General features: G+C 35.4%; 19 protein-coding genes. 11 read left to right on the top strand and 8 right to left on the bottom strand.

Annotated elements, in window-relative coordinates; all coding sequences use genetic code 11:
• Positions 1-172: 172 nt before the first annotated feature.
• The 3 genes from pflB (at position 173) to BAQ44_RS24520 (ending at position 4,801) form a co-directional block, all read left to right on the top strand.
• On the top strand, positions 173-2,422 hold the full coding sequence (pflB, locus tag BAQ44_RS24530) for a formate C-acetyltransferase (RefSeq protein WP_063263176.1): 2,250 nt from the start codon (positions 173-175) through the stop codon (positions 2,420-2,422).
• 68 nt (positions 2,423-2,490) lie between these two features.
• Entirely contained in the window at positions 2,491-3,222 is a 732-nt protein-coding gene (gene pflA / locus BAQ44_RS24525; RefSeq protein WP_063263175.1) for a pyruvate formate-lyase-activating protein, read from the top strand.
• A 412-nt stretch (positions 3,223-3,634) separates the two neighbouring features.
• Positions 3,635-4,801: a diglucosyl diacylglycerol synthase gene (locus BAQ44_RS24520; RefSeq protein WP_063263174.1), complete on the top strand. Its 1,167-nt coding sequence runs from the start codon at positions 3,635-3,637 to the stop codon at positions 4,799-4,801.
• A 370-nt stretch (positions 4,802-5,171) separates the two neighbouring features.
• Here the strand turns inward: BAQ44_RS24520 and BAQ44_RS24515 are convergent, their stop codons facing one another.
• From BAQ44_RS24515 to BAQ44_RS24500, 4 genes are all read right to left on the bottom strand, one after another.
• On the bottom strand, positions 5,172-5,291 hold the full coding sequence (locus tag BAQ44_RS24515) for a YfhE family protein (RefSeq protein ID WP_000358484.1): 120 nt from the start codon (positions 5,289-5,291) through the stop codon (positions 5,172-5,174).
• A gap of 110 nt (positions 5,292-5,401) precedes the next feature.
• Positions 5,402-5,959, bottom strand: a complete 558-nt coding sequence (locus BAQ44_RS24510) for a GNAT family N-acetyltransferase (protein WP_000914737.1) — start codon at positions 5,957-5,959, stop codon at positions 5,402-5,404.
• Between the two features lie 241 nt (positions 5,960-6,200).
• A complete protein-coding gene (locus tag BAQ44_RS24505; protein WP_071724362.1) occupies positions 6,201-7,331 on the bottom strand; it encodes an amidohydrolase in 1,131 nt (376 codons plus the stop codon).
• Positions 7,332-7,471: 140 nt separating this feature from the next.
• A complete protein-coding gene (locus tag BAQ44_RS24500; protein ID WP_071724359.1) occupies positions 7,472-8,377 on the bottom strand; it encodes a TIGR01777 family oxidoreductase in 906 nt (301 codons plus the stop codon).
• An 81-nt stretch (positions 8,378-8,458) separates the two neighbouring features.
• Here BAQ44_RS24500 and recX point away from each other — a divergent pair, with 81 nt between their 5' ends.
• A complete protein-coding gene (recX, locus tag BAQ44_RS24495; RefSeq protein WP_071724358.1) occupies positions 8,459-9,277 on the top strand; it encodes a recombination regulator RecX in 819 nt (272 codons plus the stop codon).
• Positions 9,278-9,287: 10 nt separating this feature from the next.
• A complete protein-coding gene (locus BAQ44_RS24490) occupies positions 9,288-9,605 on the top strand; it encodes a YfhH family protein (RefSeq protein WP_063263171.1) in 318 nt (105 codons plus the stop codon).
• A 64-nt stretch (positions 9,606-9,669) separates the two neighbouring features.
• On the opposite strand, the gene BAQ44_RS24485 is transcribed toward BAQ44_RS24490, so the two are convergent.
• Both BAQ44_RS24485 and BAQ44_RS24480 read right to left on the bottom strand, forming a co-directional pair.
• The gene (locus BAQ44_RS24485; RefSeq protein WP_000122093.1) at positions 9,670-9,822 is read right to left on the bottom strand and encodes a YpzG family protein; all 153 of its coding nucleotides are present in this window, start codon (positions 9,820-9,822) and stop codon (positions 9,670-9,672) included.
• Between the two features lie 37 nt (positions 9,823-9,859).
• Entirely contained in the window at positions 9,860-10,018 is a 159-nt protein-coding gene (locus BAQ44_RS24480; protein ID WP_000517891.1) for a small, acid-soluble spore protein K, read from the bottom strand.
• 123 nt (positions 10,019-10,141) lie between these two features.
• Between BAQ44_RS24480 and BAQ44_RS24475 the strand changes: the two genes are divergently transcribed.
• A complete protein-coding gene (locus BAQ44_RS24475) occupies positions 10,142-10,408 on the top strand; it encodes a YfhJ family protein (RefSeq protein ID WP_000997857.1) in 267 nt (88 codons plus the stop codon).
• A gap of 24 nt (positions 10,409-10,432) precedes the next feature.
• Here the strand turns inward: BAQ44_RS24475 and BAQ44_RS24470 are convergent, their stop codons facing one another.
• Positions 10,433-11,413: a metal-dependent hydrolase gene (locus tag BAQ44_RS24470; RefSeq protein ID WP_061676747.1), complete on the bottom strand. Its 981-nt coding sequence runs from the start codon at positions 11,411-11,413 to the stop codon at positions 10,433-10,435.
• Between the two features lie 150 nt (positions 11,414-11,563).
• Here BAQ44_RS24470 and mutY point away from each other — a divergent pair, with 150 nt between their 5' ends.
• Positions 11,564-12,661, top strand: a complete 1,098-nt coding sequence (gene mutY / locus BAQ44_RS24465) for an A/G-specific adenine glycosylase (RefSeq protein WP_071724357.1) — start codon at positions 11,564-11,566, stop codon at positions 12,659-12,661.
• A 34-nt stretch (positions 12,662-12,695) separates the two neighbouring features.
• On the opposite strand, the gene BAQ44_RS24460 is transcribed toward mutY, so the two are convergent.
• Positions 12,696-12,920, bottom strand: coding sequence for a mother cell protein YfhS (locus BAQ44_RS24460; protein ID WP_071724353.1), 225 nt, complete (start codon positions 12,918-12,920; stop codon positions 12,696-12,698).
• A gap of 125 nt (positions 12,921-13,045) precedes the next feature.
• On the opposite strand from BAQ44_RS24460, the gene BAQ44_RS24455 reads away from it, so the two are divergent.
• From BAQ44_RS24455 to BAQ44_RS24440, 4 genes are all read left to right on the top strand, one after another.
• Complete coding sequence (locus BAQ44_RS24455; protein ID WP_071724351.1) at positions 13,046-13,327, top strand: gamma-type small acid-soluble spore protein; 282 nt, start codon at positions 13,046-13,048, stop codon at positions 13,325-13,327.
• 188 nt (positions 13,328-13,515) lie between these two features.
• Positions 13,516-13,776 (top strand): YgaB family protein, encoded by a 261-nt coding sequence (locus BAQ44_RS24450; protein ID WP_000997582.1) that lies wholly within the window; start codon positions 13,516-13,518, stop codon positions 13,774-13,776.
• A gap of 251 nt (positions 13,777-14,027) precedes the next feature.
• The gene (ntdP, locus tag BAQ44_RS24445) at positions 14,028-14,558 is read left to right on the top strand and encodes a nucleoside tri-diphosphate phosphatase (RefSeq protein WP_061676751.1); all 531 of its coding nucleotides are present in this window, start codon (positions 14,028-14,030) and stop codon (positions 14,556-14,558) included.
• A 54-nt stretch (positions 14,559-14,612) separates the two neighbouring features.
• Entirely contained in the window at positions 14,613-16,373 is a 1,761-nt protein-coding gene (locus tag BAQ44_RS24440) for an ABC transporter ATP-binding protein (protein ID WP_071724349.1), read from the top strand.
• The last annotated feature ends 10 nt before the right edge of the window (positions 16,374-16,383 follow it).

Raw genomic sequence — 16,383 nt, 5'->3', positions numbered from 1 at the left:
TTATAAAGACTTTTAAGTGAAGTTAACACTATGCATATAGTATATTGCTCAACATTTCACAAACATGTCACAACTATTTCGTTCACTTTCGCCAAAAAGTAGTATTCTAAGTGTGTAAGCTGTTATATAAAAAATCTTAGTCCTGTACTAATCAAAAATGGAGGAGATTAGGATGACTCAAGTATTAGAAAATGTTAAAAACGCATGGGAAAACTTTAAAGGTGAAAAATGGAAAGCAGAGATTGATGTTCGCGATTTCATTTTAAATAATGTAAACGTTTTCGAAGGAGATGAATCTTTCTTAGCGGGAGCAACTGAAGCAACGAAACAACTTTGGGATCAAGTAATGGATTTAACAACGAAAGAACGTGAAAACGGTGGCGTTCTTGATATGGATACAAAAATTGTTTCTTCTATTACATCACATGAACCAGGATATTTAAATAAAGATATTGAAAAAGTAGTCGGTTTCCAAACTGAAAAACCATTTAAACGTTCTTTACAACCATATGGTGGTATTCGTATGGCGGAACAAGCTTGTGAATCTTATGGATACGAAATGGATAAAGAACTTAGTCGTATTTTCAGGGATTGGAGAAAAACGCATAATCAAGGTGTATTTGATGCATACACACCAGAAATGAAAGCGGCTCGTAGATCAGGTGTAATTACTGGTCTTCCAGATGCATACGGACGTGGACGTATTATCGGTGACTACCGACGCGTAGCATTATATGGTATTGATCATTTAATTGAAGTGAAAAAAGCTGATTTGAATTTAACTGGCGGTGTAATGAGCGAAGATACAATGCGTTTACGCGAAGAGTTATCTGAGCAAATGCGTGCCCTTCAAGAGTTAAAACAAATGGCTGCTTCTCATGGCTTTGATATTTCTAAGCCTGCAACAAACGCGCAAGAAGCATTCCAATGGTTATACTTCGCATATCTTGCAGCAATTAAAGAGCAAAACGGAGCTGCGATGAGTCTTGGACGTACTTCTACATTCTTAGATATTTATATTGAAAGAGATTTAGCAAATGGTACTTTAACAGAAGAAGAAGTACAAGAAATTGTGGATCACTTCATTATGAAATTACGTCTTGTGAAATTTGCAAGAACACCTGATTATAATGAATTATTCTCTGGTGACCCAACTTGGGTAACTGAGTCTATCGGTGGTATGGCATTAGATGGTCGTCCATTAGTAACAAAGAACTCATTCCGTTTCTTGCATACATTAGATAATTTAGGACCAGCTCCAGAGCCAAACTTAACAGTTCTTTGGTCTAAACAATTACCACAGAACTTTAAAAACTACTGTGCGAAAATGTCTATTAAAACATCAGCAATTCAATATGAAAATGATGACATTATGCGTGCTGACTACGGCGATGATTACGGAATTGCTTGTTGTGTATCTGCAATGAGAATTGGTAAACAAATGCAGTTCTTCGGCGCACGTGCAAACTTAGCAAAAGCATTATTATATGCGATTAACGGTGGTAAAGATGAAAAATCTAAAGCACAAGTTGGTCCTGAGTACGCACCAATTACTTCTGAAGTATTAGATTATGAAGAAGTTATGCATAAGTTTGATATGACAATGGAATGGTTAGCAGGTCTATACTTAAACACATTAAATGTTATTCATTACATGCACGATAAATATAGCTACGAACGTATTGAAATGGCACTTCATGATACAAATGTTCTTCGTACAATGGCAACAGGTATCGCGGGTCTATCTGTAGTAGCAGACTCTTTAAGTGCAATTAAACACGCAAAAGTAAAACCAATTCGTGATGAAAACGGAATTGCAGTTGACTTTGAAATCGAAGGAGATTTCCCTAAATACGGTAACAATGATGATCGTGTAGATGAAATCGCTGTAAATCTTGTAAAAACATTTATGAATAAACTTCGTAAACATAAAACATACAGAAATTCTGTTCATACAATGTCGATCTTAACAATCACATCTAACGTTGTATACGGTAAGAAAACTGGTAACACTCCAGATGGTCGCCGTACTGGAGAACCATTTGCACCAGGTGCGAACCCAATGCATGGCCGTGATACAAAAGGTGCATTAGCTTCATTATTATCTGTAGCTAAATTACCATATGAAGATGCACAAGATGGTATTTCTAATACATTCTCTATTATTCCAAAAGCACTTGGTAAAGAAGATGATGTACAAGTACGTAACTTAGTATCAATGCTTGATGGTTATGCAGTAAAAGAAGGTCATCACTTAAATATTAACGTATTTAATCGTGAAACATTAATGGATGCAATGGAACATCCTGAAAAATATCCACAATTAACAATTCGCGTATCTGGTTACGCTGTAAACTTTATTAAATTAACTCGTGAACAACAAATCGATGTAATTAACCGCACAATGCATGAAAGTATGTAAGTGAAAAAGTGTCCCTCTGCTTTATATAAATAGCAGAGGGAGGCTGCTTCAATAAAGGAGGAAGTAACATGGTAAAAGGAAGAATTCATTCTGTAGAGTCTTGTGGTACTGTCGATGGCCCAGGAATTCGTTATGTCATATTTACACAAGGGTGTTTATTACGTTGTCAATATTGTCATAATGCTGATACGTGGGAGATTGGTAAAGGAAACGAAATAACAGTTGAAGAAGTAATGCAGGATGTGACATGTTACCTTCCGTTTATTGAAGCTTCTGGAGGCGGTATAACAGTTAGTGGTGGAGAACCATTACTACAGCTAGATTTCTTAATTGAATTATTTAAGAAATGTAAGGAAGCTGGAATTCATACAACAATTGACTCTTCGGGTGGTTGTTATTCTGAAGAACCAGAATTCCAAAATAAGCTAGATATTTTAATGGATTACACAGATTTAGTTTTATTGGATTTGAAACATATTGATTCAAAGAAACATCGTAAATTAACAGGAAAACCAAATGAACATATTTTACAATTTGCTCGTTATTTATCGGATAAAAATAAACCGATTTGGGTACGACACGTATTAGTTCCTGGTATTACGGATAATGAAGAGGATCTACAAAAATTATCTAGCTTTATTCAAAGTCTGTCTAATGTTCAGAAAGTCGAAGTGCTACCGTACCATAAGCTTGGTGTATATAAATGGGAGGCACTTGGACATAAGTATCCACTTGCGAATGTAGAACCACCTACTGAAAAAAATGTAGAACAAGCAAGACATATTTTACAAGCAGTCTAATCCAAATATTGGGTTAGGCTTTTTGCTTTCTTCACAATAAAACCTAGAGTATGTATATGGAAAAGAGTATACTGAAAATAGAATATCCATATTTTTGTAAGGAATAAGTGGAGAAATTTACATAATTGTAAAGGGAAATCAAAATAGTAAAAAGAATTAAGAAGTAAAAGAGTGAGTATCATGGAATAGAGAACATTTGTAAGTTATTGCGAAAGCTCTTATAGGAAAGTATAATGTAAAGATATGAGCACAGATAGGATTAAGGGGTCAATCTTATATGCTTTGCATATCCACGACAGGTACATAGCTGAAAGAGAAGTATTAGAATCTGTTTATGTAATTTTTAAGGAAAATGTTTTTCCTATTGTCGTATATGCAATATGGAGAAACAATAAGCTAGGAGTGGATTTGTTTGATAAAAAACCCCAAGGTTTTAATATTAACTGCACATTACGGTAATGGTCATGTGCAAGTAGCGAAAACATTAGAACAAACATTTCGCCAAAAAGGAATTGAAGATGTAATTGTATGTGATTTGTTCGGAGAATCACATCCAGTTATAACCGATATTACAAAATATTTATATTTGAAAAGTTATACAATAGGAAAAGAATTATACCGCTTGTTTTATTACGGCGTAGAAAAAATTTATGATAAAAAAATAGCATCTTGGTATGCGAATTTTGGAAGAAAACGTTTGAAATTACTTTTACAAGCAGAGAAACCGGATATTGTTATTAATACTTTTCCGATCATAGCTGTGCCAGAGTTGAAAAAGCAAACAGGTATTTCAATTCCTGTGTATAACGTATTAACGGATTTTTGTGTGCACAAAATATGGATTCATCGGGAAGTAGATCGTTATTTTGTAGCAACTGATCACGTGAAAAAAGTTATGGTTGATATCGGTGTGCCTGCGGAGCAAATTGTTGAAACTGGAATTCCGATTCGTAGTAGTTTTGAACTAAAGATCAATTCAGACATTATATATAATAAATATCAGTTATGTAAGAATAAAAAGATTTTACTAATTGTAGCAGGTGCTCATGGGGTATTAGGAAGTGTAAAAGAACTATGCCAATCCTTTATGTCAGTACCTGATTTACAAGTAGTTGTCGTTTGTGGGAAAAATGAAGCGTTAAAACAGGATTTATTAGGGTTACAGGAAAAGAATCCTGATGCATTAAAAGTATTTGGTTATGTTGAAAATATTGATGAATTATTCCGTGTTACTTCTTGTATGATTACGAAGCCAGGCGGTATTACGTTAAGTGAAGCGGCAGCATTGCAAGTACCTGTCATTTTATATAAGCCTGTTCCAGGACAAGAAAATGAAAATGCGATGTACTTTGAAAGAAAAGGAGCTGCAGTTGTCATTCGTGATGATAGTGAGGTTTTTGCAAAGACAGAGGCATTATTACAAGATGATATGAAGCTTCTTCAAATGAAAGAAGCGATGAAAAGCATTTATCGTCCGGAGCCAGCTGGTCATATTGTGGATACAATTTTGGCAGAAAATCATGTAGAACCGAATCATATACCTATTAAATCACCTGCTCTTGCACAATTATTTACTTAATATGAAACCCTCTTTTATATGTTTAAAGAGGGTTCTTTGTTGTTTTATACGATAAAGTATTAACTTATCCACATGAAGATTACGCTTTCATTAAACAGTAAAGTCGAAATATTAACAACTATATCCACATTGTCCACAATTTTTAGAAAAATATCCACAATTCTAACATTTACTATGCGTTACAATATATAAACTTGTGAAGGGTTTGCGGAATTTATGCACAATTCTATATATTGTGTGGATAACGTTATCCACACAAAAAAGGTTCCTCATTTATAAGGAACCTTTTTTGTCTATTCTATCACGTAGAAAAAATATGTAATGAGAATGAATAATTAGGGGGGAAAACTTCTAATTATTCATTCTCACTTTAAATACTTTTCGAGCGATAACCCGCTGCGCGATCTGCTTTGCGAAATTCTCGTTGGTAGAGAACCTCTTGTGTACTAGATAATGTGTTTTTTGCTTTGTCACGTTTCTTTTTATCCATTACAAATCACCTCGTGTCCTAAAGTCACTATCTATCGTTTCCAAAGACATGGGGTGATATACGTATATGGCAAAATGTTAATGATTAATTATTTTTTCTAAAAATTTAGATTATGCTTCTTTTAATTGGTGAGCATCTTGGAACGTTGTATCTCGCATTGTAGCAAGTGTATATTGATCTTTTGGAATTTCATATAAGTTATATACTTCTTCATTTGCGTTAATTTCATCATAAACGGCTTTTCTTGTTTCGTTTGCTAGATTTACATATTGTAGTTTTTCGGCAGCTTTAATAGAACGAATATTTATTTTGCGAATACGCATAAAAATTGTTTCAATATCTAATTCATAGAAAAGTTCACTAAAAAATGAATCTTTCGCCAATTTATTATAGCCTTTTCCATGATAGGGTTTGCCAAGCCATGTTCCAAGAAATCCGGCTTTTTCTTGCACATCAAATAAAGTAATTGTTCCGATAGGGTTACCCCATTCATCTAAAATTGTGCGTGAAATTAATTCCCCACGCTCTTCAGCTTCAATCGTTTGTTTCGTTAAAAATAAATATTCCTCATAAGAATAAGCCTTTTGACGCACAAAAGGGAAGACAGCTGGATCCACCATTAACTCGTATAGAACGTGGCTGTCGTGTAAGTCGCGTTTTTTCAACATACTAACTCCTCCTCACACGAGGGTAGCATGACGAAAAAGCACCCCACCCTCGAAATTTTTATATCAATCTTTAAAAAATTTCGGGGTGGGAATCGAACCCACTAGAACCAGTTTCTAACGCTGGTGGCGCACCATTTGCCTTCCCCATTCATCAATTTGAAAATGATAATCACGACACAAATTGATTATGGTTTCATTCAGTTTATAATCGTATAATACTTTATCTAGTCAAAAAAATAAACTAGTTTTTTTTATTTTTTTTGTAAATTATTTTTCCATCAATCATGGTTAGTACAGGCTTGGCTAAATAATGGAAAGGATGATGAGTCCATAACACGAGATCAGCGTCTTTTCCAACCTCAATGCTGCCAATTCTATCCTCTAAACGTAAATTTCGTGCTGGAAATATAGTGATTCCTTCTAGTGCAGTTTTTTCGTCTAATCCTTCTCTTACTGCGACAGCAGCACAAACATTTAAATATTGAATTGGTGTATAAGGGTGATCTGTTGTTATAGAAACTTCCACTCCATTTTTCGATAATATATGGTAAGTATCCCATGTTTTGTTTTTAAGTTCGATTTTAGAACGGCGTGTAAGAGTGGGGCCAACTGAAACCTTCAAATTGTGTTTTGAAAGCTCTTCAACAATAAAGTGTCCTTCTGTACAATGTTCAATGCGTAAATCAAGGTTGAATTCTGTTGCAAAGCGTAGAGCTGAACTAATATCATCTGCTCGGTGAGCGTGGATACGTACAGGTATTTCGCGGCGTAATGCTTTTAAGATAGGTAGCATTCGAAAATCAGCTTCATGCCCGTAGTGCTGTGCTTCATAGAATGATTCCCGAAGTAATCCCATAATTCCCATACGTGTAATGGATTCTTTTGTTCCATTACTATGGACCTTTTTAGGATTTTCTCCAAAGGCAATCTTTAAGCCGGCAGGTTCTTGAATAATCATATGATCAATACAAGTTCCAGCTGTTTTTATTACACAAGTAGTACCACCGATAATATTTTGACTTCCTGGCATAACGTGAACAGTTGTGATTCCGTTTTGTACAGCATCTTGAAATGCAATATCAAAAGGGTGGATCCCGTCTAAGGAACGGATATGTGGTGTTGAAACTTCAGATGTTTCATTTGCATCATTGCCAGCCCAACCAGTACCTTCATCATAGAGACCAAGATGAGTATGAACATCAATAAATCCAGGTAAAAGATGAAGAGCACGAGCGTCTATAACTGTCATATCTTGGGTAGGTTGAATGGAAGGCTTGACCTCGGCAATTTTTTCTCCTATAACGAGTACATCCCCTTGAAATTTTTGGGATGTAATAGGATAGACAATGGCTTGTTTGAGCAATATTTTCATAGGTACCTCATTTCTGTTACTTTACAATATTAATGGAATTTAAGGAAAAGTAACTGAAAGATTATTTGTGTAATAATGCTCCGGATTCTAGAAAATGAAAGTTTTGAAAGGGGCCCCTGTAAAACTGTATTTTAGAAGTACTACATTGTATGCGAAAATATATTTTGTAATGCATGGTCTATTGTTGGAAATGTGTATTGATACCCGTGTGTAATTGCCTTACTAGGTAATACGTGTTGTCCTTCTAGTACAAGTATACTCATCTCACCCAATAAAGTGTTAAGCATAAATGAAGGGACAGGTAACCAATGAGGTTTTTTCATTATAGTTGCAATGGCTTCTCCAAATTCCTTCATTCTTATAGGTAGGGGAGCTGTAATGTTAAAAGGTCCATCAATTTCTTCTTTGTGTATGATGAAATCAATCAGGCGAACGACATCGTCTATATGAATCCATGATAACCATTGGTTTCCAGATCCAATTGTACCTCCGATATAGAATTGATAAGGGAGTAGCATTTTGGGAAGAGCTCCTCCGTCTGCGCCTAATACAACTCCGAGTCTAGCATAGATTGTTCGCATTCCGAGAGAACGAGCTTTAGATGCTTCTTGTTCCCATGAATATACTGTATTTGCTAAAAAGTCATTTCCAGGAATCTCATGCTGTTCTGTAAAAGACTCAGTTTCAGACGTTCCATAGTAGCCAATAGCACTTGCGTTAATAAATGTGTGTGGTTTTGTATTTAGTTTTTGCAATTGTTTAATGAGTCCTTTTGTTGTTTGAATTCTACTGTTTAAAATGGAGTCTTTTTGTTTCTTTGTCCATCTACTATTAATAGACTCTCCAGCTAGATTAATAACTACATCAATAGAAGAGAGGGGGAATGTTTGTAAATCTGGTGTCCATTGTACGTATTGAAGGTTAGGGTGGGAAGTTTCAATAGTTTTGTTTCGAGTAAGAATGTAAACATTATATCCTTTTTGAATAAAAAAAGTAGAAAGGTATTTACCGATAAAGCCGGTACCACCAGAAATTGCGATTCTCACAATTATTTCCTCCTCATTATATATATTCTTGAAAAGCAAAAACGTTCCTTGACTATGTTAAAATAATAGAGAGGTGAGAGTATGGCTGTCATTACAAAAATAGAAGTGCAAAAACGATCGAAAGAACGGTTTAATATTTATATTGATAAAGGTAAAGGTCAAGGTGAAGAGTACGGGTTTAGTGTGAATGAAGTAATCTTAATAAAACACGGATTACAAAAGGGCTTAGAAATTGATGAAATAGCGTTAGGAAATATTTTGTACAATGAAGAGGTACAAAAAGCATATTTACAAGCAGTCTCCTATTTATCCTATCAAATGAGAACGAAACAAGAAATAGAAGATTTTTTACGAAAAAAAGAAGTGGGACAGGCCATCATCTCTGAAGTCGTTTCGAAATTATTACATGACCGATATATTAATGATAAAGAGTACGCTGTTTTATATACGAGAACGCAAAGTAATGTGAATCGAAAAGGTCCCACTGTTATTAAAAGAGAGTTGTTAAATAAAGGTGTTCAGGATCTAATTATTACGCATAGTTTACAAGAATATCCGAAGGAAAAGCAAATTGAGAATGCTTTAATTCTTATAGAAAAGAAGAAAAGGTCTTATCAAAAGCATTCCTTTTTACAAATGAAGCTAAAATTAGACGAAATGCTCGTTCGTAAAGGATATTCTAGAGATGTGATTCAAATTTGTTTGGAAGAATTGAAAGACGAAAAAGATGACGAACAGCAACAAGAAGCGTTACACTATCATGGGAATAAATATTATGAGAAATATAAGAAGTATGATGGATGGACATTCGAAAATAAGATGAAACAAGCGTTATATCGCAAAGGATTCTCTATTGATGAGATAGAGATATATTTGCAGATGAAACGCGAAGAGGGATGAGGGGAATAAGATGAATATGCCAAAGCGCTACAGTGAGATGACACCACATGAGCTAAGGGAAGAAATTGGGGTTTTGAAAGAGCAAGCAATAAAGGCAGAGCAGCTTGGAATTGTAAATGAGTTCGATGTATTAATGAGAAAGATGGCAATGGCTCGCGCTTATATGACTGACATAAATAAATTCCATATTGGTGAGACATATGAATTAGTAGAAGAACCTGGTATATTATTTAAAATTACGTATTTCAATGGGGTATTTGCTTGGGGACATAAGCAAAATGATAATGAAGAGATTGGAATACCGATTTCCTTACTGCAAGAAAAATAAAAACCAGAGAGCGAATATCTCTCTGGTTTTCATCTTTGGTAGGCGTTACAGGAGATAGGAGATTCTAAAATTGGCGTTTTTTACATTCATTCGCCAGTATAATGAGAGACTGGGTTTGTTGCGTCTGTCCGTTAACTTGCGCTTTCGCATGTTTCGGACGAGTCCACGTATGGTTAAATAATTCAGAACGACTATCTAAGCGATCACGGTAGCTCATCTTTATCACCTCGTGTAGGAAGTTAATTTAATTTGTACTACTCTTCCTGCTGATTTGCAGCACGCATACGTTCTTGTGGGTGCGTGTTAATTGTGCCGTTAGGTCGTTTCGAAGCGAAGCGTGATTTCGCTTTCGGTTGACCGTCGATTTTGCTGTTGTTTTTTGACTCAGACCAAAATTCGGCTTGTTTACCCATTGCGAACGCCCTCCTCATCATCAGTTGATACCTATTTAAGAAGTATCACTTATAGAATGTGCAAAATAGAAGAAACTATCCTTTAGAAATTAAGGGAATAAATAGGTAAAAGGAGAATAGAACATGAATGATATTCACGAAACATTAACAAAAGAATTATTAGACAAAAATGACAAACTTTCTTACGCACAAGCTCGTGCGTGGGTTGAATTATTGTGGGAAGATTTTCAAACAACTTATGCTAAATCAGGTCGTTATCAAGGTGATGAAATGACTGAACAAGTGGTACGAACATGGATTAATAATCATGGAGGTCGCCTTCATGAAATGCGTACAAATAATCCGAAATATAGTCATTTAATCAATCAAGAAGATCATTTGAAACATTAAAAAAAGCGACTTAAGTCGCTTTTTTTAATGTGGAAGTAACTCCAGCTTTTTTCGAAGTTTTTCTTCACTAAAAATCCATCCTGTATAGGAACTAATAATATTTAAATTATGATCGAGTTGAACGATTGCAACGAATGGATAATAGTCTTTACTGCGATATCGCAAATCAATGAATCGAACTTCGTAATAATGATCATAATCGAAAACGTCCCAGCGATATACAGGGGAAAAAGATAGAAATGCTGAGATGTTTTCATCTTGTTTCGCTGCGCGCATAATAGCGTTATCTGGGAACGGTACCCGGTCGAATTTATCATAGACCATGATGTTACCACGATGCCATCTAGCAACGTAGTAATAATCAGTTGTAACGATTGCTAAATGATAATGATAAAATCTGTAAGAAGGGGAAATGATTATCTTCTCAACGTTATTGAAACGTTTATATACGACGCTACGTATGTTTCGATGCATCATAATTCGTCCGATATAGTAAACGATCATCAATATATATGCTGCTAAGGCAGTATAACCTTTATGGGAACCGACGAGCATACATGCAATAGCGAGTAGATGAATAAAGAAAATGACGGTATCGAATGTATTAATGATACCGAGCGCTACCCATTTTTTTGTGAAGGGTCGTAATGCCTGTGTACCGTAGGCATTAAAAATATCTACAAAGACATGAAGAAAGACGGCAATAAATGACCAAAGTAGTAGGTGCAAATATGGGGCGTCTAAAAAGAAGGCGAAAGAGATGCCACTTATAAGGAATGACCAAAGAATCACTGCAGGAATGGAATGAGTAATCCCGCGATGGTTTCTTATATATTTAGCGTTATTACGCAATTTTAAAACTGTATCGATGTCAGGAATATTGGAACCGGCAATTGTAGCAAGCATAACTGCTTGTGGTCCAATATCACTTTGTGCTATGGCTGGATCTAACGTTGCCAAACTGCCTAGAGTAACGCCCATAACAAGGTGAGTGGCTGTGTCCATAGAAATACACCTCCGTTTTTTTATTAATGTAACTCTTTTTATTCGATACCTCAAGTCCTTTGCCTTCTATTTCCTATGTCATCTTACTTAAATTTTTTCCTAAAATCTTTATAATAGTACTTATATGCAAAAAAATGAGGGGGATCAAGTTTGACACTTGAAATATTAAATAATTTTAACATAGAGCAGTTTCAAAATGATTTAATTGGTTGGTTTGAAAAAGAGCAACGCGACTTACCGTGGCGTAAAAATAAAGATCCATACCGCGTCTGGGTTTCAGAAATTATGTTGCAGCAAACAAGGGTAGAAGCTGTAAAACCATATTACGCGAATTTTATGGGGAAGTTTCCTACTCTAGAAGCTTTAGCAAATGCAGATGATGAAGAAGTGTTAAAAGCGTGGGAAGGTTTAGGGTATTATTCTAGAGCACGAAATTTACATGCGGCCGTAAAAGAAGTAAAAGAAGTATACGGCGGGATTGTACCGAATGATGTAAAGAAAATCGAAAAATTAAAAGGAGTCGGACCCTATACAAAAGGTGCTATTTTAAGTATCGCATATGGTATACCAGAGCCGGCAGTTGACGGAAATGTTATGCGTGTATTATCCCGTATTTTATCAGTATGGGATGACATTGCAAAACCGAAAACTAGAAAAGTGTTTGAAGAGATTGTACGTGAAATTATTTCGGCTGAAAATCCATCTTATTTTAATCAAGGTTTGATGGAATTAGGTGCACTAATTTGTATTCCAAAAAATCCATCTTGCTTACTTTGTCCAGTACGTGAGCATTGCCGAGGATACGCTGAAGGTGTTCAAAAGGAGTTACCAGTAAAAAGTAAAGCTAAGGCTCCGACAATGGTACCGATCGTTGCAGGGGTACTTCAAACGGAAGATGGTCGTTACGTCATTAATAAACGTCCAAGTACCGGGTTATTAGCTAACATGTGGGAGTTTCCAAATGCTGAACTTGGCGAAGGGATTCGGAACCAGAAAGAGCAGCTTACAGATTATATGAAAGAAAAATTTGAGCTCTCGATTTCTATTGAAGAATACGCAATGAATGTGCAACATACGTTTACACATCGTACTTGGGACATATTTGTATTTTACGGAAAAGTAACCGGTTATATTGTTGAAACAGATACATTGAAATTTGTATCGAAAGAAGCATTTGAGCAGTTACCTTTCTCGAAATCGCATCGTACGATTTATGAGAATTGCGTTGAGAAAATTACGATGCAATAAGTAAAAAAGTGTTCCCTAGATTGGGAACACTTTTTTAATCATAAGAAATTCTTGTCCCATGAGTCCAATTAGCTTCACCTTCTTGTAAGCCACCTCTTGATTCAATTTCTATTACAATTTCTTTGTAAATACTTTGACCCTCTGCATTTAAATAAGGCAAAATCTGTTGTAATGAATGATGAAAATAAGCTAATTCATCTTCTTTCCATTCATTTTTTGAAATCATCGTTAGTTCAGTCATATCGCGTCCTATATACATATTTCCACCTCCATTTTCTATAGTTTGAATGGGTGATGAGAGATATATACAAAATTTTTTCAAAAGAAAATGACGGATAGCTTCTAAAGGAATTGGTTACATTATTGGTTGTGGAGGTGAGAAAGATGAGTAAAAAACAACAAGGTTATAACAAAGCAACTTCTGGTGCTAGCATTCAAAGTACAAATGCTAGTTATGGTACAGAGTTTGCGACTGAAACAAATGTACAAGCAGTAAAACAAGCAAACGCACAATCAGAAGCAAAGAAAGCGCAAGCTTCTGGTGCACAAAGTGCAAACGCTAGTTATGGTACAGAATTTGCAACTGAAACAGATGTGCATGCTGTACAAAAACAAAATGCAAAATCAGCTGCAAAACAATCACAATCTTCTAGTTCAAATCAGTAATGAAAGAAAAACACTTCTCTAACTCAAGAGAAGTGTTTTCTTTGTGCTTGGGCCATGGTAATGAAAAGAAAGTGAACGACATAACTTCTAATAAGTCAACAAATGTAGTCAAAGGAGAAGGAAGTTAAAGATTAGAAATATGTAATGAGGAATAATAACTGATAAATAAGTCCAAAAGGGGGTAAGTAATGAACGATTTTGATAAGTTGGTAGGAGAGCAATTGGAAACGATGGATGAGTTGTTAAAGTTACAAGCGCATCTAGAGAAGTATCAGCAAATTGAAATGAGCGAAAAGGATACGTGCGATAAAAAGGAATTACATTTTATCCGCCAAGAAATATATAGAACAGAATTAGCGTTAAAACTGTTACATGAGAAATTTGAAGAGCAAACAAATAGTGTGATTCAATCTTTTGAAACTGAAAAAATGATTTCGAATTTAGGATAAGACATATTGTTACCTTTCGGTGAAAGGCCCTTCTTTAGAGAGAAATAAGGAAGGGCTTTTTCTATTCTCATTTCCTCGTGTCTAAATAATGTAGCGAAGGATCTAGCCCCTAAGAAGCTTAGAGATATGGTATGCAGTGTGAAAAAACAGAGTCTTGTCGCTTTAGTTTTAAAATTTCGACAAAAAAGTTATAATAGAAAAAAAGTGGATGCAGTTCAAAGGGCATTTGCAGTTGAAAGAAGGGAGCATATATGGGATTTCCCAAAGAAGGAGAAAGAGTACAAATACATAGTTATAAACATAATGGCTCCATTCATAGAATGTGGGAAGAGACAACAATTTTAAAAGGGACACAGAGTCTTGTGATTGGAGCAAATGATCGTACAGTAGTGACAGAATCAGATGGCCGAACATGGATTACTCGTGAACCAGCAATTTGTTATTTTCATGCAAACTATTGGTTTAATGTGATTGGGATGTTAAGGGAAGAGGGAGTATATTATTATTGTAATTTAGGCTCACCTTTTGCATATGATTCTGAAGCATTGAAGTACATTGATTATGATTTAGATATTAAAGTGTATCCAGATATGACATATACGCTTTTAGATGAAGATGAGTATGAAAAGCATAGTCAAATTATGCAATACCCACCTGTTATTGATACTATTTTAAAACGAAATGTAGCACAATTAACGCAATGGATTCATCAGAGAAAAGGGCCATTCGCGCCTGATTTCGTAGATATGTGGTATGAAAGATATTTAATGTACAGAAATTAAAACGAACCTGCAGGGGATTTCCCAGCAGGTTTGTCCTATTAGAGGGGGGATTATGTGCAGGGTATAAAAAGATATTTGCAATTTGTTAAACCATATCGATGGCTTATTGCGATTACGATTATGATTGGTCTAGTTAAATTCGGCATCCCGCTTATTATGCCGTGGTTATTAAAATATATTATCGATGATGTGATTCAAGGCGGAGGGTCACTTCAAGATAAAACATCCCAATTAGTAACAGCTGTTGGGATTGCCTTTTTTATTTTTGCAGTACTAAGACCGCCGATTGAATATTATCGTCAATATTTCGCGCAGCGTATCGCGAACACAATACTATATGATTTACGAAAACATATTTTTGGTCATTTGCAAAAGTTGAGTTTACGCTATTATTCGAATACAAAAACAGGAGAGATTATTTCACGTGTCATTCATGATGTAGAACAAACGAAGGATTTTGTAATTACTGGTTTGATGAATGTTTGGTTAGATACGGCAACAATTGCTATTGCTATTATTGTTATGTTTTCTATGAATGTAAAATTAACATTTGTTGCGCTATTAATTTTACCTATTTATGTAGTGGCAGTGAAATATTTTTTCGGACGTCTTCGGAAATTGACGAAAGAGCGTTCACAAGCTTTAGCAACGATGCAAGGGTATTTACATGAACGTATTCAAGGGATGCAAGTGACACGTAGCTTTGCATTAGAAGAGTATGAGGGTAAGCAGTTTGAAAAAAGAAATAATGAGTTTTTGACGAAAGCATTAACACATACGAGTTGGACGGCAAGAACATTTTCGGCAGTAAATACGTTAACAGATTTAGGACCGTTACTTGTGATCGGTTTTGCAGCGTACGAAGTGATTCAAGGGCAATTAACATTAGGGACTATGGTTGCCTTTGTTGGATATATGGATAGTTTGTATAGTCCGCTTCGCCGACTTGTTAATTCTTCTACGACATTAACGCAGTCTTTCGCATCGATGGATCGAGTGTTTGAATTGTTAGATGAGAAATACGATATTGTGAATGTGCCGAGTGCGGTACAAACGAAAAAATTAAACGGTGAAGTGATATTTGATAATGTATCTTTTCGTTACAATTCAGATGAAAGAGAGGTATTACATAACCTTTCATTAACTATGTTGCCAGGAGAAAAGGTAGCGCTTGTAGGAGCAAGTGGGGGAGGGAAGTCATCTCTTGCTAGTTTAATCCCGCGTTTCTATGATGTCTCTTCAGGTGCAGTGTATGTAGATGGGATAGATGTTAGAAAGTATGATATGAGAAATTTACGTAGTCATATTGGAATTGTACTGCAAGATAATTTGTTATTTAGTGATACAATTGGGGCAAATATTTTATATGGAAATCCGAAAGCTACAGAGGAAGAAGTGATTTCAGCTGCCAAAGCTGCGCAAATTCATGATTTTATTATAGAGTTACCTGATGGTTATGATACGGTCGTTGGGGAACGCGGTGTGAAGTTATCTGGTGGGCAAAGGCAACGTGTAGCGATTGCACGAGTGTTTCTAAAGAATCCATCGTTACTTATATTAGATGAAGCGACATCCGCTTTAGATTTAGAAAATGAACGGTATATTCAAGAGGCGCTTCAGACGTTAGCTGCTGATCGAACGACGATCATAATCGCACATCGATTGGCGACGATTACGCATGTGGATACGATTATTTATATTGAAGATGGTGAAATTAAAGAAACAGGTTCTCATGAAGAGTTAATGAAAAAAAGAGGGTTTTATTACAATTTATATCAACTTCAACATATAACAGAAACAGCCCCTTTAGCGTAAAAGGAGCTGT

This window comes from Bacillus mobilis, assembly GCF_001884045.1.
Classification (GTDB): Bacteria; Bacillota; Bacilli; order Bacillales; family Bacillaceae_G; genus Bacillus_A; species Bacillus_A mobilis.
The sequence above is the reverse complement of the archived record's forward strand: the minus strand, read 5'-3'. Positions and strand labels throughout refer to the sequence as shown.

Coding starts and splice junctions, on each gene's coding strand:
- BAQ44_RS24505 (WP_071724362.1), bottom strand. CDS start 7,331: ATGAAAATATTGCTCAAACAAGCCATTGTCTATCCTATTACATCCCAA.
- pflA (WP_063263175.1), top strand. CDS start 2,491: ATGGTAAAAGGAAGAATTCATTCTGTAGAGTCTTGTGGTACTGTCGAT.
- recX (WP_071724358.1), top strand. CDS start 8,459: ATGGCTGTCATTACAAAAATAGAAGTGCAAAAACGATCGAAAGAACGG.
- BAQ44_RS24475 (WP_000997857.1), top strand. CDS start 10,142: ATGAATGATATTCACGAAACATTAACAAAAGAATTATTAGACAAAAAT.
- pflB (WP_063263176.1), top strand. CDS start 173: ATGACTCAAGTATTAGAAAATGTTAAAAACGCATGGGAAAACTTTAAA.
- BAQ44_RS24515 (WP_000358484.1), bottom strand. CDS start 5,291: ATGGATAAAAAGAAACGTGACAAAGCAAAAAACACATTATCTAGTACA.
- BAQ44_RS24470 (WP_061676747.1), bottom strand. CDS start 11,413: ATGGACACAGCCACTCACCTTGTTATGGGCGTTACTCTAGGCAGTTTG.
- BAQ44_RS24460 (WP_071724353.1), bottom strand. CDS start 12,920: ATGTATATAGGACGCGATATGACTGAACTAACGATGATTTCAAAAAAT.
- ntdP (WP_061676751.1), top strand. CDS start 14,028: ATGGGATTTCCCAAAGAAGGAGAAAGAGTACAAATACATAGTTATAAA.
- BAQ44_RS24510 (WP_000914737.1), bottom strand. CDS start 5,959: ATGTTGAAAAAACGCGACTTACACGACAGCCACGTTCTATACGAGTTA.
- BAQ44_RS24490 (WP_063263171.1), top strand. CDS start 9,288: ATGAATATGCCAAAGCGCTACAGTGAGATGACACCACATGAGCTAAGG.
- BAQ44_RS24485 (WP_000122093.1), bottom strand. CDS start 9,822: ATGAGCTACCGTGATCGCTTAGATAGTCGTTCTGAATTATTTAACCAT.
- BAQ44_RS24480 (WP_000517891.1), bottom strand. CDS start 10,018: ATGGGTAAACAAGCCGAATTTTGGTCTGAGTCAAAAAACAACAGCAAA.
- BAQ44_RS24455 (WP_071724351.1), top strand. CDS start 13,046: ATGAGTAAAAAACAACAAGGTTATAACAAAGCAACTTCTGGTGCTAGC.
- BAQ44_RS24450 (WP_000997582.1), top strand. CDS start 13,516: ATGAACGATTTTGATAAGTTGGTAGGAGAGCAATTGGAAACGATGGAT.